The sequence below is a fragment of the Streptomyces sp. NPDC043812 genome, from assembly GCF_056436245.1.
Map to the genome: position 1 here is coordinate 160,272 of NZ_JBWKCY010000009.1, position 26,001 is coordinate 186,272.

Genomic DNA, 26,001 nt, shown 5'->3' on the forward strand with positions numbered 1-26,001 from the left:
GGGACAGCAGCGCGGACAGCGGTTCAGGAGCCCGCGGCCGCCCGGTCCAGGATCCGTGCCAGTTCACGCGGTCGGGAGAACATCGGCCAGTGGCCGGTGTCCATCTCCACGAGCCGCCAGTGCTCGCTCTTCAGCAGCTCGGCCACGTCGTCGCTCGGCTCGGGGCCGTCGAGCAGACACCTGATGCAACGTTGCGCGGGGTACCGACAACCCGGCCGCGCTTCAGGGGAGGCGGCGGGCTAGGAGGTAGGCCCGTTGTGTCTCGGCCTCCTGCGGGTGGTGCGTCCTCTCCAGCACCGCCTCGACGGCGAAGCCGGCCGCCTTCAACGGCTCGGCGACGGTGTCGGTCTCGAAGAAGTGGAAGTCCACATCGACGTCCCGGCCCCACCACTCGCAGTGGTGCCTGACCTCGGAGCCGAGGTGGAAGGCGACCAGCAGCGGGGCGGAGGGCCGCAGTACCCGTCGCATCTCGTCGAACGCGGGCCGCAGCTCCGCGCGTTCGAGGTGGATGACGGAGTAGAGGGCGACGGCGCCGCCGAACTCCGCGTCGGCTGCCGGAAGATGCAGCAGATCCCCCTCGCGGAATTCCGCCTCCGGGTGCTCACGGCCGGCGATCGCCACCATGGCGGGGGAGAGGTCGATGCCGACCGGTCGCGCGCCGTCCTCCGCGAGGCGGTGCTCCGCGAGCCAGGCCGTGACATGCCCGGGTCCGCACCCCAGGTCGGCGATCGGCGCGCCCCGTTCCGACTGTTCGACGAGCGTGGCCAGAAGTGCCCGGTCCAAGGGCTTGTGCGCGAGTTCGCCCCCGATCCGGTCCCGGTACTCGTCGGCGATGGTTTCGTAACTGCGGCGCACGGATTCGTGATCCCTCGGCATCGCCACAGCATCGCACGGTGGCAGGAGGGCAGTTGTCCGGTCGTCGCAACGCGGGCCGGGTGCCGCACGGCTCCGCACGGCTTCGCCGCGCAGCCGTGCGGGAGTCGGAACCGACCCACCGGACCGAGCGTCGTAGGGGCATGAATTCGACAGCCGGCCGCATTGCCTGGGCCCTCGCGCTGGCCGCCGTGGTGCTCACCGGCTGCACCGACGCCGGTGAACGGTCCGGCGGGCGCACCGACGGGCGCACCGACGGACGCGCCGAGCCTTTGAGTGCCATACCGTCCGCCAGGACCATTCCGTTCGACCTCTACACCCACTGCGGAATCGACGAGGCCCGTATCGGCTCGACGTACTACGAGGCGGAGACACCGCTGTCCAACGGTGAGGGCAGCCCGCCCGCAGGGTGGGACAACCCCGTCCAGCGCGGCACGATGACCGTGAAGTCCGCGACGCAGGCTGTCTTCACGGACGACGCGGGGCACGAGGTGGCGTTCCGCGCCCGGCCCGGCGCGACAGCCTTCAAGCAGATCTGCCACTGACACCCCGGCGGGGTCGGCGAATCCGGACGCGAGGAGCACGGCAGCACGGCGCCCGGCGCCGGCATGGTCCGTGAACCCGCGGCCCGGCGCAGGCGCGCTCACGGATCCGCCCCTTGACGCTCACCGAGTGCCCTTCCATACTGACGGCCAAATCGATTTGGCCGTATCGATGAGGCTCTCCGTCCAGGGCCGGATCCGGCTGTACCGAGCATGCCGAGACGCCGAAACGGAGCTCGCTCATGTCCAGTCCCCGCCCGTCTTTGCCCCGCACGGACAACCGACCGCCCGACCCCCAGGACATCCATCCCGTCGACGAGGCGAGGCCCCTCGGGCGGATCCTGCTCTTCGGGATCCAGCACGTCCTCGTCATGGCCGCCACCCCCATCTCGGCGGTCTTCCTGATGAGCGCCACGCTCAGGCTCGACCCCGGGCTGACCGTCGGCCTGCTCTCCGCCGCCTTCGTACTGTCCGGCGCCGGATCCCTCCTGCAGTCCCTCGGCCCGTGGAAGATCGGGCCACGGCTGCCGTTCGTCATGCTGCCGGGCGGCGCACCGCTTGTCCTCTTCCTCGCCATCGCCGAACAGCACGGACTTCCCACCGCCGCCGGCGCGGTGGTCCTCACCGCCCTCTTCATGCTGGTGGTGCTGCCTCTGTTCTCGCGACTGCTCTCGTACTTCCCGGCCCTAGTCATCGGGACGATGATCGTCATCGTCGGCGTCAACCTCGTGAAGGTCGGCGCCGTTCTGGTGACCGGCAGGCCCGGTGAGCCCGGATTCGCCGAGCCCGGGAATCTCGCCCTCGGCTTCGCGACGATCGGATTCACCGTCGCCTGCTATCTGCTGTTCACCGGCGTCCTGCGACAACTCGCCGTCATGATCGGTCTGTTGGCGGGCACCGCCCTCGCCTTTGTGGCCGGCCGGGCCGACTTCGGGCGAACCGGCGACGGGGGACTCGTCAGCGCCCCCGAGCTGATGCCGTACGACACCGTCGAGTTCAGCCTCGTCGCCGCGCTGCCGCTGATGCTCTACAGCCTCGCCTCCATGGCGGAGGCCACCGGCCAGACCGTGATCAACGCCGAAGCCGTCGGAAAGGAGATCGACAAGCGCGTTCATGTGCCGAGGACCATCCGCGGCGACGCGCTGGTCTCCCTCGCCGGAGGCTTCTTCGGACTGCCGCTGATGGTGACCAGCGGCGAGAACATCGGGATCGTACGGGTGACCGGTGTCCGCAGCCGCTTCGTCACCGCGGCCGCCGGCGTGGTCCTCGTCGCCATCGGCTTCCTCGCACCTGTCACCCGGGCCATCAGCGCGGTCCCCCCGGCCGTCGTCGGCGGAACCGCCATGGTCGTGTTCGCCGTGATCACGGTGCTCGGTGTGCAGATGCTCGGCCGCTCCGAACTCGACCGGCACTCCCACACGTTCATCTGCGCCGTGGCACTCGCGCTCGGCCTGCTGCCGATCCTCGTCCCCGGCGTGTACGGCGGGCTGCCGCCCAACCTGCGCATCCTCCTGGAAAGCGGCGTCGCCGTCGGCGCGGTCACGGCTGCCGTCCTGAACATCCTGTTCCATCACGTCAGGCCGGCCGTCGCCGCCCGCCTGTCCGCACGTACGGAAAGCGAGCGATGAACCAGCACGTCACCGCCGGCCCGCTGAGCGGCCCCGGCCCCTTCCTTCTCGTACCCGATGCCGTTCTGCTGCCCGAAGGGCTCATGGACGGTTACGCGGTCCACATCGCAGACGGCTCCTTCGCGACTGTCGGCCCGGCCGAGCGGCTGCAGCGTGTCCTCCCGCACCTCGAACCGGTCCGGTTGCCCGGCCACCTGCTGATGCCCGGATTCGTCGATGCCCACCACCACCTCACCCAGAGCTTCGGTGCCGCGCTCGCCTTCGGGGAGCCGTCGGAGATCTTCCGCCGCGTCTGGGTACCGCTGGAGAACGCGCTGGACGAGGAATCGGCCTACGTCGCCGCCAAGCTCGCCGCCCTGGAGGCCATGCGGGGCGGGTTCACCACCGTCACCGACGCGGGCACCCGCGCCGCGGTGGACGTCGAGGTGCTCGCCTCGGCGGCACGCGACGCCGGAATCCGCTGCGTTCTTGCGCAGGTCTGCAACGACGCGGACACGGCGGACGCCGACCCGGCCACCGTTGCGGAGCAGGCGGCCGAGCACCTCGCCCGCTACGCGCACGACCCGCTCGTCCACCCCTCCCTGGCCGTCTCCATACCCGAGGCGGCGACCGACACCACCCTCCGCCGAACGGCCCGGCTCGCCGCCGAGGCCGGCACCGTTGTGCAGATCCACGTCAACGAACACCTCGCCGCCGTCGAACGCTCCCTGCTGCGCCACGGGTTGCGGCCCCTGGAGCACCTGCACGCCGTCGGCGCCCTCGGCCCCCAGTTGCTCGCCGCCCACGCCACCCTCCTCACCCCCCGCGAGCTGACCCTGCTCGCCGACACCGGAACCGCCGTCAGCTACAACCCCGTTGCCAGTGCCTGGAAGGGCAACGCCGTCGCTCCGGCCGCCGCCATGGCCGAGCGCGGCATCCGTTTCGGGCTCGGCACGGACGGCACCCGCGGCGACGGCTTCCGCCTCGCCGAGACGGCCGAGTCCGCGCAGCGGCTCGCGTACGGGCTCGCCACCGGCGATTCGTCCTGCGGCGCGGGCTGGACCTGGCTCGACCACGCCGCACGCGGCGGCGCGGACGCCGTCGGCCTCGGTGACGTGACCGGGGCCGTCGCGGAGGGACGCGCCGCCGACTTCCTCCTCGTGGACGTCGCCACCCCGGAGCTCGCCCTCTCCTGGGATCTTCCCTGGGAACTCGTGCGGCGCGGCAACCGCGACCAGATCTCCGCCGTGTTCGTCGCCGGACTGCTGCGCATGTGGCACGGCCGGCCCACCGGCTGGGACGGCTCCGCACTGGTCACCCGGGCGCGGGAACTGTCCCGCGCCGTCGTGACGTCAGCGCCCGTCACCCGCGCGCACCCGACGTCGACGGCCGCACGGGAACGGAGCACGGCGCGGTGACCGCACAGGCACTCGCGGTCCTCGCCGTCACCGTGGCCGTCGCGGCGTTCGTCCAGGGCAGCAGCGGGCTCGGTTTCGCACTGATCGTCGCGCCCGTGGCCGGGATCATCGATCCCGGACTGCTCCCGGTGTTCCTGCTGGCGGCGATGATCCCGCTCAACTCCTACGTCGCCTGGCGGGAGAGGGACTCGCTCGATCTGCGCGGGGCCGGGTGGATCACCGCGGCGCGACTGGCCGCCACACCGGCCGGCCTGGCGGTGCTGGCGATGGTCCCGGACCGCAGCTTGGGTGTGCTGGTGGGCATCGCGACGGTGCTCGCGGCACTGGTGAGCCTTGCCGCACCGGCGTTCAGGCCCGGCCGGGGCGCCTACGCCGTCGCCGGTGCGGTGACCGGTCTGACCGAGACCGCGACCGGAGTGGGCGGGCCGCCGCTCGCGCTGGTCTACCAGCACAGGCCGCCCGCCGAACTGCGTTCCACCGTCGCGGCGTGCTTCCTGGCCGGTGAAGCGGCCTCGCTGGCGCTGCTGTTCGCCACCGGCCAGGGCCGTCCGGCCGACCTGGGCTGGGCGGCGGCACTGCTGCCGGCCACGGCTGTCGGTGCCTGGTTGAGCCGCCGTGTCCACGAGCGGCTGGACGCGCGCCGGATGCGGCTGTTCGTGCTGGCCTTCGCCGTCGTCTCCGGACTGGTCCTCATCCTCGGGGCTTAGGGTCTCTCGTTCGGATCTTGCCGGGCTCGCGTGCCCTGGTCCGCACGCTCACTGATCCCGCCTGATCCGAACGAAAGGCCCAGGGTTTGTCCCTCGGCGGGTGTGTCGCGCCCTCAGGGCCTGACACGCAGGGACGAGGCCCGCGGGATCACGCGCGGCTGCGGCGCCGCCGCCGAAGTCGCCGGGGCCGCGCCGTCGCGCAGGCGGCCGAGCAGCAGGTCCACCGCCGCGGCCGCGGCGGCGTCCAGATGCAGATCGACGGCCGTCAGCGGCGGTTCGCACGTGCGGGCGCGCAGTCCGTCGTAGCGGGTCACGACCATGATGTCGTCCGGCACCCGCCGGCCGCTGTCCGTGATCGCCCGCACCGCCCCGACGGCGAAGGCGTCCACCAGAGCGCAGACCGCGTCGGTCTGCGGGTGGGCGGCGAGCAGTGCGGCGCAGGTCTCGTACCCGGCCTGTTCGCCGCCCGCCTCCGGCGCTGTGGCCACGACCGGTTCCCAGCCGTGCGCCTCGGCGGCACGTTCGTACGCGGCGAGCGCGTCGACAGAGGAGTGGCGCGAACCCGCTCCCACGAGCAGCGCCGGGTGCCGGGCGCCCTGCGCACGGAGATGCTCCAGCAGAAGCTCGGCGACACGGCCGCCGTGGAGATCGACGTACGGTGCGTCGTCGCCGGGGGAGACCGGCCGGCCCAGCGCCACGTACGGCAGTCCGCGCTCCCTCAACTGGGCCGCCGCGGGGTCGTCCACATCCGGCTCGACGACGATCGCGCCGTCGATGTCCACGGATTGCAGCGCGGATCCGGACTGCGCGGGCGGCACGAGGACGAGCGCGTAGTCGTGCACGAGCGCGCTCTCGGCCGCGGCCGCGGCCACCTCCATGTAGAACCCGAGCCGGGACGGACCGCCGGCGACGGCGAACGGCATGGAGGAGGCGAGGGCGATCGCCTTGGCCTGCCCCCGGCGCAGCCGCTGTGCGCGCAGATTCGGCCGGTAACCGAGCTCTGCCGCAACCTCCTTGATGCGTGCCCGCGTTCTGGGGTCGACCTTGCCTATTCCGTTGAGGGCGTGGGACACCGTCGTCCGTGACACCCCGGCGGTGCGCGCGACATCGGCGATCGTCGGCGGCCTCGGAACGGAACCGGATTCAGGCATCGGCGCGGACGCTCCTCGCTGGGTGGGACGGACGGACATGAGTCGGACCCGCGTGGGTCCCATCTTCGCCGACCGGCGGCCGTGTCCGGCAGGGGCGGTCCCGATGGGTTCGGCGGGTACCCGGCTCATCACTCTCATCAAGTTTGACTACTGGGGGTTTCCGGCGTTACTTTCGAGAGGGTAGTCAAGCTTGACTATTGCTTTCTGGAGGGGACGGATGACAGACGCGATCGTCGTCGAAGGCGTACGCAAGCGATACGGCGACAAACAGGCCCTGGCCGGCCTCGATCTGGCCGTGGCCCGGGGCACCGTGCACGGCGTGCTCGGGCCCAACGGCGCCGGCAAGACCACGGCAGTCCGCATCATGACCACTCTCCTGCGGCACGACGAGGGCCGCGTGGAAGTGGCGGGCCACGACGTGCGCACCCGCGCGGACGACGTCCGCCGGCGTATCGGCCTGCTCGGTCAGCACACCGCGGTCGACGAGGAGCTCAGTGGCCGGCAGAACCTGGACATGTTCGGCCGCCTCCACCACCTCGGCGCCCGCCGGGCTGCCGCCCGCGCGGACGAACTGCTCGCCCGGTTCGGCCTCGCGGACACCGGCCGCAAAGCGGTGAAGCAGTACAGCGGCGGTATGCGGCGCCGACTCGACCTCGCCGCATCCCTGATCACCGAGCCCGAGGTGCTCTTCCTGGACGAGCCGACGACCGGACTCGACCCGCGCGGCCGCGCCGAGGTGTGGAACGCCGTGCGCTCCCTCGTCGGGGGCGGCACCACCGTGCTGCTCACCACCCAGTACCTGGAGGAGGCGGATCAGCTGGCCGACCGGATCTCGGTGATCGACAACGGACGGGTCATCGCGGACGGCACCCCGGACGAGCTGAAGGCCAGGACAGGCGGCGATCGTATCGACGTGCAGTTGCACGACTCCCGCGAACTGGGCCGGGCCGCCACGTTGGTGGGCCACGCGGCGGGCACGGCCGCCGTCACGACGGACGAGGACCGGCGCACGATCAGCGCGCCCGTCACCGACCGGATGGCGGCCCTGGCGGAGACCGTGAGAGCCCTGGGCGCGGCCGGCATCGCCGCCGAGGACATCGCGCTTCGCCGCCCGACCCTGGACGAGGTCTTCCTCGATCTGACGCAGCATCCCGCCGACGTGAAGGAGGCCGTATGAGTACGTCCATCGGCTGGGCCATGACCGATTCCTGGACCATGACCCGGCGTGAACTCGCCCACTGGGCGCGACAGCCGGTGCAGGTCGTGGTCGGCCTGGTCTTCCCCGTGATGCTCCTGCTGATGTTCGGCTACCTGACCGGCGGTGGGACGGGCATCGAGGGCAGCTACCGCGAGTATCTGGTGCCCGGGATGTTCGCGTTGACCATGGCCTTCGGGCTCGATGCCACGATGGTCGCGGTCACGCAGGACCTGAACAAGGGCGTGATCGACCGGTTCCGCTCGATGCCGATGATCAACGCCTCGGTTCTGGTGGGACGTTCGGCCGCGGACATGCTGCAGTCGGCGGTGTCCCTGGTAGTCCTGATGGGGGTGGGACTGGCGGTCGGCTGGCGCTGGCACGGCTCGTTCGCCGCGGTGACCGGCGCCGTGGGGCTGCTGCTCCTGCTGCGGTTCGCGATGCTGTGGATGGGGATCTACCTGGCCATGGTCGCCGGCAGGCCGGAGCTGGTGGCCGCCGTGCAGATCCTGGTCTGGCCGGTCGGCTTCCTGTCCAACGCCTTCGCGGCGCCGGGGACCATGCCCGGCTGGCTCGGCGCGGTGGTCGAATGGAACCCGATGTCGGCGACGGCCACGGCGGTACGCGGGCTCTTCGGCAACGAGGGCGGTGCGACGTCCACGTCCTGGGCTGCGTCGCATGCCGAACTGCTGTCGGTGGTCTGGCCGTTGGCGTTGGTGGCGGTGTTCTTCCCCCTCGCGGTACGGAGGTTCGCGCGGCTCAGCAGCTGAACGGCACCGTGCGGCTGCATTGATCACGGCCCCGCCGCCCGTCCGGGGGCGGGGCCGTGGCACCCCGATGCCGCTCGTTCAGTGGCCGTCCGGTGCATCCAGCAGGTCGCGCACGTCCTCCGCCGTGGTCTCCCGGAGTTCCTCGCCGACGACCAGCCAGCGGGTGATCCCGACCGATTCGAGGAACGGCAGATCGTGACTCGCGATCAGGAGCGCACCCTCGAAGGACGCCAGTGCACCGGTCAGCTGCCCCACGGAGGCCAGATCGAGATTGTTGGTCGGCTCGTCCAGCATCAGCAGTTGAGGCGCCGGCGCGGCCAGCAGCATCGCGGCGAGCGTGGCCCGGAAACGCTCGCCGCCGGAGAGCGTGCCCGCCGGCTGCTCCGCGCGGGCGCCCTTGAACAGGAAGCGTGCGAGCTGGGACCGGATGTGGTTGTCGGTCACACCGGGAGCGAGGCGCGCCACGTTCGCCACGAGGCTCAGTTCCTCGTCCAGCACATCGAGGCGTTGGGGCAGGAAGCGCAGCGGTACGAACGCCTCGGCCTCGCCGGACTGCGGAGTCAGCTCCCCGGTGAGGGTGCGCAGCAATGTCGTCTTCCCGGCGCCGTTGCGTCCGACCAGGGCGATCCGCTCGGGCCCGTGCACATGCAGGTTGCCCTCCCGCAGACTGCCGAACCGGGGGCGCAGTTCGCGCAGGTTCAGCACCGTGCGGCCCGCGGGCACAGCGGTGTGCGGAAGGCTCACACGGATCTCGACGTCGTTGCGGACTGCTTCCGCGGCCTCCTCCCGGCGCTCGCGCGCCTCACCGAGCCGGTCCTCCTGCAGGCCGCGGAGCTTGTCGCCAGACTCCTGCGCGGACCGCTTGCGCTCACCCGCGACGATCCGCGGCGCCCGCCGTTGCGCGTCCATCTTCTTGCTGTGCCGTTCACGGCGGGCCACCTTGATCCTTGTCTCCTCCAGTTCGCGCTGCTGCCGGCGCACGTCCGCCTCTGCGGCCCGCAGCATCCGGCCGGCAGCTTCCTGCTGGGTGGCCAGAGCCTCCCGGTACGCGGACCAGCCGCCTCCGTACCAGCTCACCGATCCGGATCGCAGCTCGGCGATACGGTCCACGCGCTCCAGCAGTTCACGGTCGTGGCTGACCACGACCAGTACCCCGGAACGCCAGGAGTCGACCGCCTCGTAGAGCCGACGGCGTGCGAACACATCGAGGTTGTTGGTCGGCTCGTCCAGCAGGAGCACGTCGGGACGCTCCAGCAGCAACGCGGCCAGGCGGAGCAGGACCGTCTCCCCGCCCGACAACTGGCCCACCGTACGGTCCAGTTCGACGTGGCCGAGACCGAGCGAGCCCAGCGTGGCCATGGCCCGCTCCTCGACGTCCCAGTCGTCGCCGATCGTCTCGAAGTGCTGCTCGCTCACGTCACCCGCCTCGACGGCGCGCAGCGCGGCGCGCCGCTCGGCGATCCCCAGCACCCGGTCGGTGCGCAGTGCGGTGTCGAGGGTGATGTTCTGGGGCAGAAGGGCGAGGCTGCCGCCGACGGTCACCGATCCGCGTGCGGGGCGCAGTCGGCCTGTCAGCAGTCGCAGCAGCGTGGACTTTCCGCTGCCGTTGGCACCGACGAGGCCGGTGCGGCCCCGGCCGATGCCGAGGGAGAGTCCGTCGAAGACGGGGGTGCCGTCCGGCCACTGGAAGGACAGGGCGGAGCAGGTCACAGAGGCGGTGGAAGCAGGAAGTGGCATGGTGATTCTCGCAGTCGCAAGCGCAGGGTCGGGGTCTTCTTGTGCGAGCACCGCGCGGCGACCGGGCCGAGAAAAGGGGAGTGCGGCCATCCGGGGAGTGAGGGACGGCTCATGCACCGAGGTCGCATCCACGCGGGGTCACGGGCGGCAGGAAAGCCGGCCAGCGTGACGGGCGTACGGCCATGCCGTACGGCGCGATGATCGCGAACCTCAGATGCGCAACGTCCACCTCTATCGGAGACAACAGGACTCGGCAACTGTACCCCTCACGCCGGTGCAGGGCACCGGGTTTCCGGTGACGACGCTCCCGCGACCGGCGGTCGGCACGCGAACGGTCCTCCGCAACAGGCGCTCGGCGCCCATCGGCGGATGAGATGACTTGTACGCGAACGGGTGTGTCCGCGGCGTCGCTGATGCCGCAGCTCGGCAGGCTCTGAGATGAAGAGCGAACTTCTCGTTTCCGCTGCCGTCCTGGGGGTGCCTGAATGGCCACGTCGACCGAGTCCGCCGCCCCCGTGCCGGTCCGCAGACGCACGAGGGGCAGAGCAGTGATCGGTTGGCTGACCACGACCGACCACAAACGGGTCGGGCACTTCTATCTCATCGCCTCGTTCGGTTTCTTCCTCATCGGCGGTCTGATGGCCCTGCTGCTCCGCGCAGAGCTGGCACGCCCGGGTCTGCAGCTCATTTCCAGCGAGCAGTACAACCAGACCTTCACCCTGCACGGCACGATCATGCTCCTGCTCTTCGCGACGCCGACGTTCGCCGGTTTCGCGAATGTGGTGATGCCCCTGCAGATCGGCGCCCCCGATGTCGCCTTTCCCCGGCTGAACATGTTCTCGTTCTGGCTTTTCCTCTTCGGCGGTCTCATGGTGACGGCCGGCCTGTTCACCCCGCAGGGGGCCGCCGATTTCGGGTGGACGGCCTACACCCCGCTGAGCGGCGCCGAGCGGGCGCCTTTTGTCGGCGGCGACCTGTGGATCATGGGTCTGGCGCTTGCCGGATTCGGCACGATTCTCGGTGCGGTGAACTTCATCACCACCATCCTCTGCCTTCGGGCCCCCGGGATGACGATGTTCCGCATGCCGATCTTCACCTGGAACATCCTGTTCACCTCGGTGCTGGTGCTGATGGCCTTTCCCGTGCTCGCGGCCGCGCTGCTCGTGCTGGAGGCCGACCGGCGGTTCGGCTCGCAGGTCTTCCAACCCGAGAACGGCGGCGCGCTGCTGTGGCAGCACCTGTTCTGGTTCTTCGGCCATCCCGAGGTCTACATCATCGCCCTGCCCTTCTTCGGAATTGTCACCGAGATCATCCCGGTGTTCTCGCGCAAGCCGATCTTCGGCTATGTCGGGCTGGTCGGCGCCACCATCGCCATCACCGGACTGTCGGTCATGGTGTGGGCGCACCACATGTTCGCCACCGGCGCTGTCCTGCTGCCGTTCTTCTCCTTCATGACCCTCCTCATCGCTGTTCCGACGGGAGTGAAGTTCTTCAACTGGATCGGCACGATGTGGAGCGGATCTCTGTCTTTCGAGACGCCGATACTGTGGTCCATCGGCTTCCTCGTGACCTTTCTGTTCGGTGGTCTGACCGGAATCATCCTGGCATCCCCACCCATGGACTTCCATGTCACCGACAGCTATTTCGTGGTCGCCCACTTCCACTACGTCGTCTTCGGGACCGTCGTGTTCGCGACCTTCGCCGGCTTCTACTTCTGGTGGCCGAAGATGACGGGGAAGATGCTCGACGAACAGCTCGGGAAGATCCACTTCTGGACACTGTTCGTCGGATTCCACACCACGTTCCTCGTCCAGCACTGGCTCGGAGCCGAGGGCATGCCCCGCCGCTACGCCGACTACCTGGCCGTCGACGGATTCACCACCCTCAACACCCTGTCCAGCATCGGCGCGTTCCTCCTGGGCATCTCCACGCTGCCGTTCCTCTACAACGTCTGGCGCACCGCCAAGTACGGTGAGCGTGTCCGCGTCGACGACCCGTGGGGGTACGGGCGGTCACTCGAGTGGGCAACGGCGTGCCCCGCTCCCCGGCACAACTTCACGGCGCTGCCGACGATCCGCTCCGATTCGCCTGCCTTCGATCTGCACCACCCCGCGATCGCCGCGCTCGACCGGGCCGCGAGCGGGGGCCGACGGGATGTCGTCGAACCGGGCAGAGGTGCCGCATCCCCCATCGGAGACGACGAATGACGGCCGAACCGCCGCCCACGCCGGTTGCCGAATCCCCGGTCATGTTCGGCATCCGGATGCCGCCGGGCGAACTCCTGCCCTGGAGTTGGGCGCACGACCGGTTGGTGACGGAACGCACCTACTGGATCGCCACGACCCGAGCCGGCGGCAGTCCGCACACACGGCCCGTGTGGGCCGTCTGGCTGGACGGCAGCCTCTGGTTCAGTACCGGCTCCCTCGCCCGCCGCAACCTGCGTACCAACCCCGAGATCACCGTGCACCTGGACGACGGTGACCGCCCGGTGATCGTCGAGGGAGTGGCGGAAGCCGTCTCGGGAACAGTGCCGCTGGCGCCGTTCGTGGCCGAGTACAACACCAAGTACCAGTGGGACCTCGTCGCATCCGACGAGGGAGTCGCCGACGGATCCGGCGCGGCGGGGCCAGTCTTCCGGGTGCGGCCACGGGTCGTCTTCGGATGGGAAGGCGATATGAGGGCCCCTACACGGTGGCGGTTCAGCGGCGTCTGAACCAGGCGGGGTCCGAGCGGCGGCGCATCGGCGGCCGGGCCGCTCGTGCCCCTCCCGGGGTCCGCTCGCCCGGGTCAGGGTGTGATGACGAGCTTCCCGCGGGTGTGGCCGGTGCGGCTGGCGTCGAAGGCCGCACCCGTCTCCTCCAACGGGTGGGTCCCGGCGATCTCGACGGTGACGACGCCCCGTTCGGCGAGGGCGGCGAGCTCCGCCAGCTTCCCGCCGTCGGGCCGGACCCAGATCCAGTGCCCGCCGTGCTCCCGCACCGAGGGGTCGGCGACGGAGACATGACGCCCTTTCGGGGCCAGCACGGCGAGAGTGGCGTCCAACTGCCCGCCGACGAAGTCCGCGACAGCACTCACGCCGTCGGGCGCCGACTCCCTCACCCGGTCGGGCAGGCCGTCTCCGTAGACGACGGGTTCGCCGCCGAGTGCGCGGACGAAGTCGTGATTGCGCTCGGAGGCGGTGCCGATGACGCGGGCGCCGCGGTCGACCCCGATCTGCACCGCGATACTTCCCACGCCTCCGGCCGCCCCGTGGACCAGCAGCACATCACCCGGCCCGACGTCGAGCCGGTCGAGGCTGCGCTGGGCGGTCAGCCCGGCGAGCGGCAGGCCCGCGGCCTGGGACCAGTCGAGGGTTGCGGGTTTGCGGGCGACCGCGTCGGCGGACATCGCGACGTACTGCGCGAACGTGCCGGCCTGCACGACATCCTTGCGGGCGTAGGACATGACCTCGTCGCCGACGGCGAACTCCGGCACGTCGGGGCCGAGCGCCGTGACCACTCCGGCGACGTCCCAGCCGGGGATGACGGGGAACACCGCGTCCATCAGCCCGTCGAGACCGCCGGCCATGATCTTCCAGTCCACCGGGTTGACCCCCGCGGCGCGCACTTCGATCAGTACCTGCCCGGGGGCGACCTTCGGATCGGGGACGTCGCCGACCGTCAGCCGGGAGTTGTCGGATGCGTACGAGTCGTAGGTGACGGCGCGCATGAACGGGCCTTTCCGTGTACGTGAGCCGAGCGCGCGTGGTTCGTGGGTGACGACCGGGCGCCGGGCCGGACGGGGACTGACTCTTCCCAGGCACCGTAACGCCGCACCTGCGCCCCGCGACGCACGACGCGACCGCCCGGCCACGAGGGCATCCCGTGGCCGGGCGGTCGCGCTCCTGTCACCCGCCGCAGCCCGGCGCGTGACGGAAGTCGATGACGAAGCGCTCCGGCGAGTGCAGCCGGTGCGTGGTGTAGGCGGGCTTGGTGGTGAAGGCGGCTCCGAAGGTGACCACTCCTTCGTAGTCACCCGTCAGCGCCAGACCCTTGAGCGTGGGCAGGTAGATCTTGGTGAGCTTGGGGCCCTTGTAGACGGATCTGCCCCGGTCGTCGTGCGCGTCGGCGGGGGAGAGCCTGATCTCCAGGAAGTGCTTGCCTGCGAGCGGGACCTTGCTGCCCAGGCCGTCGTAGCGCAGTTCCTTGACGGTACGCACGGTGACCGGCGGCACCTTGCCGCTGACATCGATGACGATCCTGTCGAACGAGGAGTGGCCGCCCCAGCGGGCGTTGGTGACGAGGGCGGTGGCCGGAGCCGAAGCCGGTGCCCCGGACGGAGCCGCGGATGCCGGGGCGGTCGCTCCGATCCCGGCGATGAGAAGAATGCCTGCGGCGGCAGCCGCGAGCCGTGGACGGTTGAGCATGGTGTCCCCCCATTTCTTCCTGCTATGGGGATGATGTGTCACTTGCGAAGACACATCAGGAAACCGGATGGTTGCACGTTTGTTGTGATGATTTCCCACGGTTTCTGCGGCCGCTGGAACAGGTCCGTCCCGGACGGGTCGCGGACCCTGCCCCACGCTTCCGCTTCTCGCCATGTCCATGAAGTACGTCGGGGTCGCGAGCGAGGGGCAGTCGCGTCCGAATTCCGCTGTGCAGGAATTCCCGTAGCCGTCGATTTCGTACGCAAGTGCGCTCGGGTGTAACGCTTCATTCGTATGCGACGCAGTTCCGCATAGGCGCGCGGACCTCCGCCGTGCGGTGGCCGCTTTTCCGTATCGTCGAGGCGGCGTACGCCTCAGATTGGGACTCAAGTGGGCAACTTCGAACCCCTGCCGGACAACCGCCGGTACGACGTCGATCAGGCGGGCCGCCACGGCTACGCGCCCGAAGGGGACGGCTCCACCGCCCGCCGGGCTGCCCTGGTCATCCATACGATCGCGGACATCGCCGCGGTGTTCCTGGGCCTGTGGATCCTGCTCTACCTGCTCGAGGCGAACCAGGCGAACATATTCGTCGAATTCGTGGAATCAGTGGCGGACGGGCTTGCCTGGTGGTCACAGGATATTTTCACGATGGACACGGACGGCCTTCGCGTTCTCCTCAATTATGGACTCCCCGCTGTGATCTATCTGCTGGTCGGTCATGGGATAGCCACACGCGTGCGGCGTCTGTGACCGTATTCATCGGTCATCCGGTTCTGTGAAGAAATGGAAACCGAGCGGCGGAGGAACCGGAACCGGATTGTCCGCACACGCACCGCGCATCTGAAGCTCCCCGCCCGGGCCCCTCACGCGGGCCCGGGCGTGCGCGAGGTCAATGGCGGAGCGGCAGGCGGTGCAGCCGCACCTCTCCCAGTCTCCCCTCCGCCGCCGAGGCGGTCATGTAGGTGCAGAAGGGCTGACGGCGCCGGTCGGTGGGCGACCCCGGGTTGAGCAGCCGCAGTCCGGCCGGTGTCGTGCTGTCCCACGGGATGTGGCTGTGTCCGAAGACGAGGACGTCCAGATCGGGGAACCGTTCGTCGCACCGCCGCTCACGGCCTTGCGAAGGGCCGGTCTCGTGGACGACGCCGAAGCGCAGACCGCCGAGCTCTGCGCGGGCGACCTCGGGGAGACGTGCCCGGAGCTCGGCACCGTCGTTGTTGCCGTAGACCGCGACGAGGCGCCGTGACCTCGCCTCGAAGAGGTCGAGGGCGGCGGCGTCCACCCAGTCACCGGCGTGCAGCACCACGTCGGACGTCTTCATGTCCGAGAGGAGCTGCTCGGGCAGGTGGCGGGCACGCTTCGGCATGTGTGTGTCGGACGTCAGCAACAAAAGCACCTGCCGCCTCCTGTTCATGTGGCAACCACCGGTGTGCCCCCCGGAGTGAGGCGATCGTCGCACGGTCCCGCCCGCCGTCCCCGACACCACCAGGACTCGGGCCCCGTCCTCCCACGCCCCGTCCGTCGACGCCAGTACGCTCCCGGCGACCCCCGAACCCTGGAGAGACTCCATGGCTCCCGCCACGCCGTCCCCCGACGTCGTTCTGCGCTACGACGGACTGCGCGCGCTGTTCGTCAACTGCACCCTCAAGCGCACCCCGGAAGTGAGCAACACGCAGGGGCTGATCGACAGAAGCCGTGCCGTGATGGAGGCCAACGGCGTCACGACGGAGCTCGTCCGCGCCATCGACCACGACATCGCCACCGGCGTGTGGCCGGACATGACCGAGCACGGCTGGGCCACGGACGCCTGGCCGATGCTGTACGAGCGTGTGATGGCCGCCGACATCCTCGTCCTGTCGGGCCCCATCTGGCTCGGCGACAACAGCTCGGTGATGAAGCAGGTCATCGAGCGGCTCTACGCCTGCTCGAGCCTGCTCAACGACCGGGGCCAGTACGCCTATTACGGCCGGGTCGGCGGCTGCCTGATCACCGGCAACGAGGACGGAATCAAGCACTGTGCGATGAACGTCCTCTACAGCCTCCAGCACCTCGGCTACACCATCCCCCCGCAGGCCGACGCCGGCTGGATCGGCGAGGCCGGGCCCGGGCCCTCGTATCTCGACGAGGGGTCCGGCGGCCCGGCGAACGACTTCACCAACCGCAACACCTCCTTCATGACCTGGAACCTGATGCACCTGGCGGCCCTGCTCAAGGCCGCCGGTGGCGTTCCGGCCCACGGCAACCAGCGTTCCGAGTGGGACGCGGGCTGCCGCTCCGACTTCCCCACCCCCGAGCACCGCTGATGTCCGCCGACCGCCGGTGCGGTCGGCGAACAGTGGGGGAGTCTCACCACGCAAACCGGGCGTAAGCTTGTCGAAACGCCCTATTGCACCGCGAGTGAGCGATGGAGCGGCGCATGACCGACCCGTACGGCTTCCTCAGAACGCCCCGCCGGCCCGTCCCGGCACGCCCCGTCGAGGAACGGCTGAGCGACTGGGACGAGATCTACGCGGGGCAGGCGCTGCTCCCGCTCGTGTCCGAGCAGGCAGGCCGCTGCATGGACTGCGGCATACCGTTCTGTCACAACGGCTGCCCGCTGGGAAACCTCATCCCCGAGTGGAACGTGTATGCCGCACACGGCGACTGGCGGGCCGCCGCCGAGAGGCTGCACGCGACCAACAACTTCCCCGAGTTCACCGGGCGGCTCTGCCCGGCACCCTGCGAGGACGCCTGCGTACTCACCATCAACGCCGATCCGGTGACGATCAAGAACGTTGAGCAGGCCGTCGCCGACCAGGCATGGCAGCGCGGGTACGTGGCACCGATGCCGCCGGAGCGGCTCAGCGGCAGAACCGTCGCCGTCATCGGCTCCGGCCCTGCCGGACTGGCTGCGGCGCAACAGCTCACACGCATCGGCCACACCGTCGCGGTCTACGAGCGCGCCGACCGTATCGGCGGACTCCTGCGCTACGGCATTCCCGCGTTCAAGATGGAGAAGCGGCAGCTCGACCGCCGCATCGAGCAGATGCGCGCCGAGGGCACGAAATTCCGCACGGGCGTGGACGTCGGAGGCGATCTCGACGCCCGCGAGCTCCGGAGACGCCACGATGCCGTGATCGTCGCCGTCGGAGCGACGCAACGGCGGGAGCTCCCCGTGCCCGGCCGTGAGCTCCACGGCATCCATCAGGCCATGGACTACTTGACCTTCGCCAACCGGGTCGCGGAGGGCGACCATGCCGCACCGCACATCACCGCCGAGGGCAGGCACGTGGTGATCGTCGGCGGCGGGGACACCGGATCGGACTGCCTCGGCACAACGCTGCGCCAGGGGGCGGCCGCCGTGGTCCAGCTGGACATCAACCCGGAGCCCGGCGAGGCACGGCCCGACAGCGAGCCATGGCCCATCTATCCGAAGGTCTACCGCATCTCCCATGCCCATGAAGAGGCCCGTGGACGGGAAGGCACCGATCCGAGGATGTTCTCGTCCGCCACCCTGCACTTCGAAGGGGACCGGTCCGGCCGTGTGCGTGCGCTGCGCCTGACGGAAGTGGAACCGGTGACCAGAAGGCCGCGACCGGACAGCGAGCGTGTGATCCCGGCGGATCTGGTCCTGCTCGCACTCGGGTTCTCCGGGCCCGAACAGGGGACCGGTCTGGTGCGGCAACTCGGACTTGTGCTGGACGACCGGGGAAACTTCGCCCGGGACGCCGCGTTCGCGGCGACGCGCGCCTCACCACCGACGGGGCGGGACCACACAGCGGCCGACGGCGTATTCGTCGCGGGCGACGCGGGACGCGGTCAGTCGCTCGTGGTGTGGGCCATCGCGGAGGGACGGGCCGCCGCTGCGGCCACCGACCGCTTTCTGACCGGCTTCACGGAGCTTCCGGCCCCCGTCGCCCCGAACGACCGGCCCATGGCGGCCTGACACGACCGGAGGCCGGACCGGGCCTGCGGTTGTCCCAGGGGGCAGAGTGATCGTTTCGCCCTCCGGGTTCGTCCGGTCGATCCATTGACCTTGTCCCGGAAGGCCGATCAAGATTCCGGTGACACGGCATCAGCCGCGGGAGCGACCGTGCCTCCCGCCGCAGCCCCCGCCCCCGTAAACCCCTGGAGAGCGATGCCCAGCACCACCGAACCCGGCGCCCGCCCGCGCGCCGCCGTCGCCATGGCGCCGGACGCCGCGGCGGCCGTCCTCGACGACCGCGCACGGGCCGCACTGGCCGACGTCTGCGATCTTGTCCCGGGGCCCGTTCTCGACGACTTCACCACGGAGCGCGCCCGCGCCGCACTCGCCGGCGTCGACATCCTCGTCACCGGCTGGGGCTGCCCGCCGCTCGACCACGACGTGCTTGCCGCAGCACCCCGGCTGCGTGCCGTCGTGCACACCGCCGGTTCGGTGCGCGGGCACGTCACGGAAGCCTGCTGGGAACGCGGGATCGACGTGTCCTCGGCAGCCGCGGCCAACGCACTGCCCGTCGCCGAGTACACCGTCGCCATGATCCTCCTCACCGGCAAGCACGTCCTCGAGCGCGCACGTGACCTGCGGGCCACCCACAGTCACGACGACTGGCTCGGCGTCAGGAACGACCTCGGCAACTACCGCCGCACCGTGGGCATTCTGTCCGCCTCGTTCATCGGCCGACGAGTGATCGAACTGCTGCGCCCCTACGACCTGCGGGTGCTGCTGCACGACCCGTACGTGTCCGACGAGGACGCGGCCGAACTCGGTGTCCCGCCCGTCGGACTCGGCGAACTGTTCGCGCAGAGCGACATCGTCAGCATCCACACCCCGCTGCTGCCCGCCACACGCGGGCTCGTGGGCCGGCAGCTCATCGATGCCATGCGGCCCGGCGCGGTACTCCTCAACACCGCGCGCGGTGCTGTCGTCGACCAGGAGGCCCTGACCGAAGCCGCCACCGAGGGCCGGATCCGCGCCGTGCTCGACGTCACCGACCCCGAAGTCCTGCCGAGCACCCACCCGTTGTGGGACTGCGACAATGTACTGATCACCCCTCATCTCGCCGGCTCGCAGGGCAACGAGTTCGCCCGGCTCGCCGACCACGCGGTCGCCGAAATCGCACGCTGGGCCGCGGGCGACGGATTCACCCATCCCGTGCAGCGCGAACGACTCGCCTACCTGGCCTGAGCGGGGGACCCCCGCCCGGAATCCGGTCGGACCCGGAGCGGGTCAGCGGCGGCGGGGGTGAGCCCGCTCTCTGGCGTCGTAGTCCAGCCGGGCCTCGTCGACCTTGCCGAGGTGGGCCGTGGACCAGTCGGCGAGCGTGGCGAACAAGGGGGCAAGGCTGCCTCCCAGTTCGCTGATCTCGTACTCCACCCGCGGCGGCACTTCGGGGTGATAGGTGCGGACGACCAGCCCGTCGCGCTCCAGTTGACGCAGCCGCTGGGTCAGCACCTTGGGCGTGATGCTGGTGATGCGCCGTTCCAACTCCACGAACCGCTGGCGCCCGTACGTGTGGAGTGCCCACAGAATCGGGGTGGTCCATCGGCTGAAGACGATGTCGACCACCGGGGCGATGGGGCAGGCCTGTTCCGGAGGGACCTCGGTACGAACCGCCTGATGTGTGCTGTCGGTCACAACGGCCCTCTCTCCCCATTACTTTCCTCTAGGTACCTACTATGCCGCCGAAGGTAGCTTCCTCGGAGTCCACACAGAACCCCGGAACAGGGAGCGAACATGATCGTGGTGACAGGTGCAACGGGCAATGTCGGAAGGCCACTTGTACGGGCGTTGGTCGCGGCGGGCGAGCAGGTGACGGCGGTCTCGCGCGGTGTCGCTTCGCCTGACATGCCCGCCGAGGCGTTGCACCGGCAGGCCGACCTTGCCGAGCCGAAGAGCCTCGAGCCCGCGCTGGACGGTGCGAAGGCGCTGTTCCTGCTGACCTCCGGCGACTGGCTGGCCGCCGGTGGCGGGCCGAGCGACATTCGTGCCCTCCTCGACGCCGGCCGGTCCCGTGGCCTGAGCCGGGTCGTCCTGCTCTCCTCGCAGGGCGTCGGGACACGGCGATACCCGCCGGAGGTGGAGGAAGCCGTCAGGCAATCGGGTCTCGACTGGACCGTGCTGCGGCCGGGAGCCTTCGCCTCCAACAGCCTTGCGTGGGCCGGGACGGTCCGCGAGGGGCGGACGGTCGCCGCGCCGTTCGGGGATGTCGCGCTGCCGGTCATCGACCCGGCAGACGTTGCGGAGGTCGCGGCCGTCGTGCTGAGTGAAGCGGGCCACGACGGCAGCACCTACGAACTCACCGGGCCGGCACCGGTCTCACCGCGTCAGCAGGCGGCCGCGATCGGGAGCGCCCTGGGCGAGCCGGTGCGATTCGTCGAACAGAGCCGGGAGGAAGCCCGGAGTCGGATGCTGACGTACATGCACCAGCCGGTCGTGGACGCCACCCTGGACATCCTGGGCGCGCCCTCACCCGCCGAACAGCGGGTGAGCCCCGACCCCGAACGCCTCCTCGGCTGCCCGCCCCGCACGTTCGCGCAGTGGGCGACGCGGAACGCGGCAGCGTTCAGGTGACCCGCCCTCCGGCCCGTGCCCAGGTGCTCAGGCTGCACGGGCCGGGGGTACTCCCTCGACCTCGAAGGACACGCGGTCCGTGTAGCACCACCACCAGCCCTCGCCCGGTTCGAAGGACCGGATCAGGGGATGGCCCGTAGCAGCGTGATGGGCGGTGGCGTGCTTGTTTCTGGAGGAGTCGCAGCAGCCGACGTGCCCGCACGTCTGGCACTCGCGCAAGTGGACCCAGGTGTCACCCTGCGCGACACATTCGGGGCACGAGTCCGTGCTGTCGGGGGAGACCTGTCGCACCTGATCGAGGTGGCTGCACAGGGGAGCGGACTGCCTGCCATGCCTCATCCCGGCCCTCCTTCGCATCCCCCACCCGACGGCGGGCGCGCGGAAAGCGGCGGTCCCGCGGCGCGGGCGTGGTCGTTCAGCCTCGTCGGCCGACCCGCTGGACGACCACTCCAGCCTCCCACCGGAGCATCCCGTGTCAACCGCAGGCCGGCGCAGCTGCCGGCGGGCGGGAAGGCTCGGCGTCAGCCCCCGGCCTCTTCCGCCGGGGCCCGCAGCTCCGTGCCGTCCGCAAGCCTGATGATGACGTCGCCGTCGCTGTGCGCGACGGAGGCCGACTCGCGCAGCGCCCCGGGGTGAACCGCGTCGCGCGACAGGCTGATCAGGGACACGAACACGCCTCGTTCACCGTTGCCCGTCACGCCGGTCAGATGCGGTGTCGCCGAGTGCGGGCCGTACGCGTTGGCCTGGACCGCGCGCGCGACGCCCGGCCGCTCCTCGTCCCAGCCGTGCAGGGCGATCATTGCGCTGGTCAGTCCGTCTGCCGTGCGGGCGAGCGCCCAGCCAGGTCCGGTCTCCGCATGCGGTGACTGTGCGTGGGCGACCGCATAGCCGCCCTCGCGGAGGGTGACGCCCTCGAGCGTCCCGCCCCGCGGGGCTTCGACGAGGTGCACCCGGAATTCCCAGGGCCCGTGCAACAGTGATGTGGTGCCGATCCGGAACGCTCCGTCCCGGCCCGGGAGTTCGGTCTCGTACCAGGACATTGCCCGCCGCCCCCGGCACTGCAGGGGATGGATGCGCCGGCGCCGGGAAGGGGTGCCGTCGGGCGCGAGCAGTGCGACATGGCCGTCGACCGCCTTTTCCCATGCGTGGGGGGCCGCGTCGGGGGCTGTGGCCGTCGAGTACGCCAACTTCGCGTAGTGCGGGTCGTCCTCGCCCGCCCCGTCCGGGCCGTTGTGGTCGCTGCCGTGGTTGACCAGGCGGACGATCCCGTCGTGCCGGGTCCCGTGCAGCAGCCAGCCGGGTTCGGGGAGCGCGACGTACTGGTCCGATTCCTCGACGGGCAGGGGGAGTTCACGCTCCGTCCATACGGGGTGTCCGGCGGGGAGCAGCAGTCCGAGGAATCCCTTGCTCGCCCAGTAGGGGGACGCCGGACCGGAGTACGCCTGTGTCGTGGGCAGGAACGTCTCGTACCAGCCGAGGGTGAGCAGCCCCCGTTCGTCGGGAACCCCGCGCTCCACGAAGTGCCGCACGGCGCCCGAGGCGAGCCGGCGGGTGAGCCCCGGCGCGAGCGGGGTGCAGTCGGCAAGGGCGCCCATCCACACCGGTGCCAGCGCCGCGAACCGGTAGGTCAGAGAACGTCCCTGGTGCACCGGCGCCCCGTCGCCGCCGAAGAAGTGCGGGTAGAGCGCGAGGAAGGCGGCGAGCCGCTGCCGGTAGACCTCCGTGCGTCCGCCGTCGGAGCCCGCGGCACCTTCCGTGGCTGCGGCGATGCGCGACCACAGCAGCGGGTACAGGTGCATCGCCCACCCGTTGTAGTAGTCGAAGTTGCGGCCGTCCCCGTCCGTGTACCAGCCGTTTCCGACGTACCAGTCCTCGATGCGGTCGAGACCGCCCTCGATGTCCTCCTTGCGGTACGGGGCGCCCACCGATGCGACGAACTGCTCGGAAACGACCTGGAACAGGCGCCAGTTGTTGTCCCACGTGCGGGCGCCGACGAAACCGGAGAACCAGTCGACGACGCGCTGCTGCACTCGGCTGTCCAGCCGGTCCCAGATCCAGGGACGCGTCTCGTGCAGGGCGACCGCGATCGAGGCCGCCTCCACCATCTGCTGGGAGCAGTCGGTGAGCGCGGGCCAGGACTCACCGCTCGCCGGATCCGTACCGGCCGTGAGCCCGGCCGCATAGCGCTCGCCGAGCGCGTCCATCCCCTCCCCGCGCGCCCCCGCGATCCGGCACGCGGCCAGGAGGAAGGACCGTGCGTAGCCCTCGAGTCCGTCCGACACCACCCCCGACCAGCTCGCCCGGCCCGGCAGCCGGTACTGCGCGCCGCCGGGGGTGGCATACGGCGCGAGCCCGTCCAGCAGGCGGTCCGCGACCGCCTCCCAGTGGGCCCGGGTCCACCCCGTACGCGGGGACAGGACCCGGTCCGTCGGCGGCAGTGGCAGATGGGGTGCGGCATTCATGTGGCGGATCTCCAGGGTGGATCAGGCCAGTTCGGCCCGGTGGGTGTGGCCGCGGGAACCGCCGACGGTGACGGTGAGCCGGGGACGGCGGCCGACGGTGACCGAGACCGTGTCGTCGGTCCGGACCACGGACGTTACGGGGAACGGAAGCTCGATCGTCACCTGCTGGGCGGTGCGCCCGGAGTCGGCGACAGCGACCGAGACGCCGTCGTCCCTGCGGGTGACGAGCACCGAGGCCGGTCCGTCGGAGGAGATCCCCGCGGCGGTTCCGGCCTGCCAGAAGTGCGCCGCCCTCAGCCCGTCCCTGCGGACCTCGACGCCCTGGGCCGCTGCGGAGCCGGCATCGATCCGGACGGGCCGGGACCGCCACCAGGAACGGGTCGCCGACAGTGAGGCGCCGGGCAGCAGAACGTAGGCGTACGAGGCATCCACGGGGGAGACCCCGTGGTCGAACCAGAGTGTGAGATAGCGGCGGGTGAGCTGCGTGGCACTGCCGCCGGTGTCGGCCCCGATGTTGATGTCCCGCCAGCTGCCGGTGCGCTCCTCGCGCAGAGCGCGCAGTGCGCTGCCCCCGGGAAACACGTAGCCGCCGACGCCCTCCAGATGCGCCCAGCCCACCTTGCCGAACTCCCGGGACCAGCCCTGCGAGCCGGGCTGCGCCTCGCCGTCCACCACGAGCCGCTGTTCTCCGGACGTGTGCAGATTGCGGTTCTCGACGACGGTCTCGACGGTGCGGCCGTCGCTCGCGGAAATGCCCGCACCGAGGGCGATCACGGAGTTGTCCAGGAAGAACCACGCCTTCCTCGCCCGCAGCGTGCTCCCGGCCGCGATCAGTTCCATCGCGGACACCCCGAATCGGCCCCCCAGCGCGGCGCCCCCCGCGACGAGGTTCGTCGGCCGGTACAGGCTCGTGCCGGCCCCGGTGCCCGCGTTGGTACGCGGCTGGGTGTCCACGGTGGTGCCCGGCAGCCGGTACGGGTCGACCGTGGGCCAGAAGGCGTCGCCGAACTGGCTGTGGTCCTCCCCGTCGTAGAGATAGGTCATGCCGTCGCCGGTGTACCAGCCGTGCAGGTTCTCCCCGTTGCCTGCCTCGTATCCGGCGATCCGCCGGGACGAGAGCGAGAGGGCGAACGCCCAGCGCGGCCGCAGGTGCACCACCCGGTCCATGTCGGCGAAGACGTGGTGGCCGGTGCGGCGGGCCGCGGGGCGCACGCTGTCGTCGGTCATCAGTGCCTTGGCGCGCGCCACCTGGGCGATACCCACCGAGTCGAGGTACGGGGTGGTGCGATTGCGTTCGATCCAGCCCTTCACCGTCGCACGCCACTTGGCGGTGTAACGCGCGGGCGCTCCTTCGGCCATGAGCAGGATGCTGGAGATGACGTCCGCGCCGCCGTTGTGGTCGGCGGAGCGTTCACGGGAGACCGCACGTCCGCGCAGCGCGTCCATCATCAGACCGTCGAAGACCACCGGTGCGAAGCACCTGTCCACCGCTTCGTACATCACGGCGACCTGCGGGTCCGTGACGGCCCACGGCGAGTCCGCGAGCAGCGCGATCATCTGGGCGGCCCCGCCCAGCAGCACGGCACCGTACGAACCTGTGTAGGCCACGGCGTCGTGCTGGACGAAGGAGCCGTCCTCGTAGAAGCCGTCGCCCTTCGTCACGTACCGGAAGAGGCTGTTGCGTCCCGCGTCCCGTGTGTCGGACAGGCCGTCGCGGGCGAGCGCCACCTTGTCGCCGGCCCGCCCGAGCAGCCCGCGCAGCGCGACGATGACGCACTTGTCGGCACGGTTCGCGCCCGTCTCGGCGAGCGAGGGGGAGTTGGTGCGGCGGTCCGGATCCGCGCAGAAGCGGTCCACGGTGGCGAGATACAGGGACAGGTCCGATGCGGGCAGCACGGCGCGCAGCAGCACACAGCAGTCCAGCAGGGCGCGTGGTGAACCGATCTCCCAGAACCACCAGTTCCCCGTCTCCGGAGCCGCCGCGTTGTAGGCGCGGTCGTGCAGGAACCGCAGCGCGGCGACCAGCGCTGCCGCCACCTCCGCCGAGCCGGCGAGGGAGGTGCCGGGCGTGATCCATGCCGTGGCGAGCGTGCGCAGGCGGGTGTAGCTCTGGCCGAAGTTGCCCGGCGAGGTGACGGGGGAGAGGTCCGTCCACAGGACCGTGCGGGAAGCGGACCGGTCCAGGCGTGCCCACAGGTCGGCGGCCGAGGTGTCCAGTGCGGTGAGTGCGGTACCGAAGTCTGGGTCGTCGGGGTCGAACGTTTCCCCCGCGAGGAGTCGTGCGGCTCGGTCGAGCAGCATGTCGAACGGGTCCGCCGGGGCTTCGGCGGCCGGTTCTGCCGCGTGCGCCGCCCCGCCGGCCGCCAGGGGGACGAGGGCGGCGGCCGCGGCGGTCGCAAGGACGGCTCGTCTGCCCGGACGCGTCGTGCTGTCCGCCGCTTGTGTTCCTCCGAAGTCGGTCGCGGGCCCCGGAGGCCGGACAGCGGGCTGGGGCCGAACGGTGTGCGTCCCGGGGATGCGGGCACAGGACATCCTTGACTCCCTTGAAGCGGAGGAGGGTTGACGGGTGAGAGACGGCTCGAGGGCTCGCTGCCGCAGGATG

General features: G+C 70.6%; 23 protein-coding genes and 1 pseudogene. 13 read left to right on the plus strand and 11 right to left on the minus strand.

The features are described from left to right. Nucleotides 1–23: 23 nt before the first annotated feature. Both AC067Z_RS15875 and AC067Z_RS15880 read right to left on the minus strand, forming a co-directional pair. Nucleotides 24–185: pseudogene (locus tag AC067Z_RS15875) on the minus strand (alpha/beta hydrolase); the annotation flags it as partial. Nucleotides 186–222: 37 nt separating this feature from the next. Beyond that, the gene (locus AC067Z_RS15880) at nucleotides 223–876 is read right to left on the minus strand and encodes a class I SAM-dependent methyltransferase (protein WP_478790084.1); all 654 of its coding nucleotides are present in this window, start codon (nucleotides 874–876) and stop codon (nucleotides 223–225) included. Between the two features lie 140 nt (nucleotides 877–1,016). Here AC067Z_RS15880 and AC067Z_RS15885 point away from each other — a divergent pair, with 140 nt between their 5' ends. The 4 genes from AC067Z_RS15885 (at nucleotide 1,017) to AC067Z_RS15900 (ending at nucleotide 5,147) form a co-directional block, all read left to right on the plus strand. Then, a complete protein-coding gene (locus AC067Z_RS15885) occupies nucleotides 1,017–1,418 on the plus strand; it encodes a hypothetical protein (protein WP_478790085.1) in 402 nt (133 codons plus the stop codon). A gap of 239 nt (nucleotides 1,419–1,657) precedes the next feature. Beyond that, entirely contained in the window at nucleotides 1,658–3,043 is a 1,386-nt protein-coding gene (locus tag AC067Z_RS15890; RefSeq protein WP_478790086.1) for a uracil-xanthine permease family protein, read from the plus strand. Continuing rightward, entirely contained in the window at nucleotides 3,040–4,440 is a 1,401-nt protein-coding gene (locus AC067Z_RS15895; RefSeq protein WP_478790087.1) for an amidohydrolase family protein, read from the plus strand. The genes AC067Z_RS15890 and AC067Z_RS15895 overlap by 4 nt, the downstream gene beginning before the upstream one ends. Next, the gene (locus tag AC067Z_RS15900; protein ID WP_478790088.1) at nucleotides 4,437–5,147 is read left to right on the plus strand and encodes a sulfite exporter TauE/SafE family protein; all 711 of its coding nucleotides are present in this window, start codon (nucleotides 4,437–4,439) and stop codon (nucleotides 5,145–5,147) included. Before AC067Z_RS15895 ends, AC067Z_RS15900 begins: the two co-directional genes overlap by 4 nt. A gap of 113 nt (nucleotides 5,148–5,260) precedes the next feature. Here AC067Z_RS15900 and AC067Z_RS15905 read toward each other — a convergent pair whose 3' ends face one another. Beyond that, entirely contained in the window at nucleotides 5,261–6,298 is a 1,038-nt protein-coding gene (locus tag AC067Z_RS15905) for a LacI family DNA-binding transcriptional regulator (RefSeq protein ID WP_478790089.1), read from the minus strand. Between the two features lie 217 nt (nucleotides 6,299–6,515). Here AC067Z_RS15905 and AC067Z_RS15910 point away from each other — a divergent pair, with 217 nt between their 5' ends. Next, a complete protein-coding gene (locus tag AC067Z_RS15910) occupies nucleotides 6,516–7,475 on the plus strand; it encodes an ATP-binding cassette domain-containing protein (protein ID WP_478790090.1) in 960 nt (319 codons plus the stop codon). Further along, nucleotides 7,472–8,263, plus strand: coding sequence for an ABC transporter permease (locus AC067Z_RS15915; RefSeq protein WP_478790091.1), 792 nt, complete (start codon nucleotides 7,472–7,474; stop codon nucleotides 8,261–8,263). Before AC067Z_RS15910 ends, AC067Z_RS15915 begins: the two co-directional genes overlap by 4 nt. A 78-nt stretch (nucleotides 8,264–8,341) precedes the next feature. Here AC067Z_RS15915 and AC067Z_RS15920 read toward each other — a convergent pair whose 3' ends face one another. Beyond that, on the minus strand, nucleotides 8,342–10,000 hold the full coding sequence (locus AC067Z_RS15920; RefSeq protein ID WP_478790092.1) for an ATP-binding cassette domain-containing protein: 1,659 nt from the start codon (nucleotides 9,998–10,000) through the stop codon (nucleotides 8,342–8,344). A 485-nt stretch (nucleotides 10,001–10,485) separates the two neighbouring features. Here AC067Z_RS15920 and ctaD point away from each other — a divergent pair, with 485 nt between their 5' ends. Continuing rightward, nucleotides 10,486–12,207, plus strand: a complete 1,722-nt coding sequence (gene ctaD / locus AC067Z_RS15925) for an aa3-type cytochrome oxidase subunit I (RefSeq protein ID WP_478790093.1) — start codon at nucleotides 10,486–10,488, stop codon at nucleotides 12,205–12,207. After that, nucleotides 12,204–12,713, plus strand: a complete 510-nt coding sequence (locus AC067Z_RS15930; RefSeq protein WP_478790094.1) for a pyridoxamine 5'-phosphate oxidase family protein — start codon at nucleotides 12,204–12,206, stop codon at nucleotides 12,711–12,713. The genes ctaD and AC067Z_RS15930 overlap by 4 nt, the downstream gene beginning before the upstream one ends. 74 nt (nucleotides 12,714–12,787) lie before the next feature. Here AC067Z_RS15930 and AC067Z_RS15935 read toward each other — a convergent pair whose 3' ends face one another. Continuing rightward, nucleotides 12,788–13,708: an NADP-dependent oxidoreductase gene (locus AC067Z_RS15935; RefSeq protein ID WP_478790095.1), complete on the minus strand. Its 921-nt coding sequence runs from the start codon at nucleotides 13,706–13,708 to the stop codon at nucleotides 12,788–12,790. A 178-nt stretch (nucleotides 13,709–13,886) separates the two neighbouring features. Further along, the gene (locus AC067Z_RS15940; RefSeq protein ID WP_478790096.1) at nucleotides 13,887–14,405 is read right to left on the minus strand and encodes an AMIN-like domain-containing (lipo)protein; all 519 of its coding nucleotides are present in this window, start codon (nucleotides 14,403–14,405) and stop codon (nucleotides 13,887–13,889) included. A 390-nt stretch (nucleotides 14,406–14,795) separates the two neighbouring features. Here AC067Z_RS15940 and AC067Z_RS15945 point away from each other — a divergent pair, with 390 nt between their 5' ends. Then, entirely contained in the window at nucleotides 14,796–15,158 is a 363-nt protein-coding gene (locus AC067Z_RS15945; RefSeq protein WP_478790097.1) for a hypothetical protein, read from the plus strand. A gap of 139 nt (nucleotides 15,159–15,297) precedes the next feature. On the opposite strand, the gene AC067Z_RS15950 is transcribed toward AC067Z_RS15945, so the two are convergent. After that, entirely contained in the window at nucleotides 15,298–15,801 is a 504-nt protein-coding gene (locus tag AC067Z_RS15950) for a metallophosphoesterase family protein (protein ID WP_478790098.1), read from the minus strand. A 172-nt stretch (nucleotides 15,802–15,973) separates the two neighbouring features. On the opposite strand from AC067Z_RS15950, the gene AC067Z_RS15955 reads away from it, so the two are divergent. The 3 genes from AC067Z_RS15955 (at nucleotide 15,974) to AC067Z_RS15965 (ending at nucleotide 19,551) form a co-directional block, all read left to right on the plus strand. Beyond that, nucleotides 15,974–16,708, plus strand: coding sequence for a flavodoxin family protein (locus AC067Z_RS15955; protein WP_478790099.1), 735 nt, complete (start codon nucleotides 15,974–15,976; stop codon nucleotides 16,706–16,708). Nucleotides 16,709–16,821: 113 nt separating this feature from the next. After that, nucleotides 16,822–18,330 (plus strand): glutamate synthase subunit beta, encoded by a 1,509-nt coding sequence (locus AC067Z_RS15960; RefSeq protein ID WP_478790100.1) that lies wholly within the window; start codon nucleotides 16,822–16,824, stop codon nucleotides 18,328–18,330. A gap of 192 nt (nucleotides 18,331–18,522) precedes the next feature. Continuing rightward, the gene (locus AC067Z_RS15965; protein WP_478790101.1) at nucleotides 18,523–19,551 is read left to right on the plus strand and encodes a hydroxyacid dehydrogenase; all 1,029 of its coding nucleotides are present in this window, start codon (nucleotides 18,523–18,525) and stop codon (nucleotides 19,549–19,551) included. Between the two features lie 42 nt (nucleotides 19,552–19,593). Here the strand turns inward: AC067Z_RS15965 and AC067Z_RS15970 are convergent, their stop codons facing one another. Beyond that, on the minus strand, nucleotides 19,594–20,001 hold the full coding sequence (locus tag AC067Z_RS15970; protein ID WP_478790102.1) for a winged helix-turn-helix transcriptional regulator: 408 nt from the start codon (nucleotides 19,999–20,001) through the stop codon (nucleotides 19,594–19,596). 99 nt (nucleotides 20,002–20,100) lie between these two features. Here AC067Z_RS15970 and AC067Z_RS15975 point away from each other — a divergent pair, with 99 nt between their 5' ends. Beyond that, nucleotides 20,101–20,937: an NAD(P)H-binding protein gene (locus AC067Z_RS15975; RefSeq protein ID WP_478790103.1), complete on the plus strand. Its 837-nt coding sequence runs from the start codon at nucleotides 20,101–20,103 to the stop codon at nucleotides 20,935–20,937. A gap of 27 nt (nucleotides 20,938–20,964) precedes the next feature. On the opposite strand, the gene AC067Z_RS15980 is transcribed toward AC067Z_RS15975, so the two are convergent. From AC067Z_RS15980 to AC067Z_RS15990, 3 genes are all read right to left on the minus strand, one after another. Beyond that, complete coding sequence (locus AC067Z_RS15980) at nucleotides 20,965–21,276, minus strand: UBP-type zinc finger domain-containing protein (RefSeq protein WP_478790104.1); 312 nt, start codon at nucleotides 21,274–21,276, stop codon at nucleotides 20,965–20,967. Between the two features lie 182 nt (nucleotides 21,277–21,458). Further along, a complete protein-coding gene (locus AC067Z_RS15985) occupies nucleotides 21,459–23,399 on the minus strand; it encodes a DUF2264 domain-containing protein (RefSeq protein WP_478790105.1) in 1,941 nt (646 codons plus the stop codon). 21 nt (nucleotides 23,400–23,420) lie between these two features. Next, on the minus strand, nucleotides 23,421–25,931 hold the full coding sequence (locus AC067Z_RS15990) for a polysaccharide lyase 8 family protein (RefSeq protein ID WP_478790106.1): 2,511 nt from the start codon (nucleotides 25,929–25,931) through the stop codon (nucleotides 23,421–23,423). Between the last annotated feature and the right edge of the window lie 70 nt (nucleotides 25,932–26,001).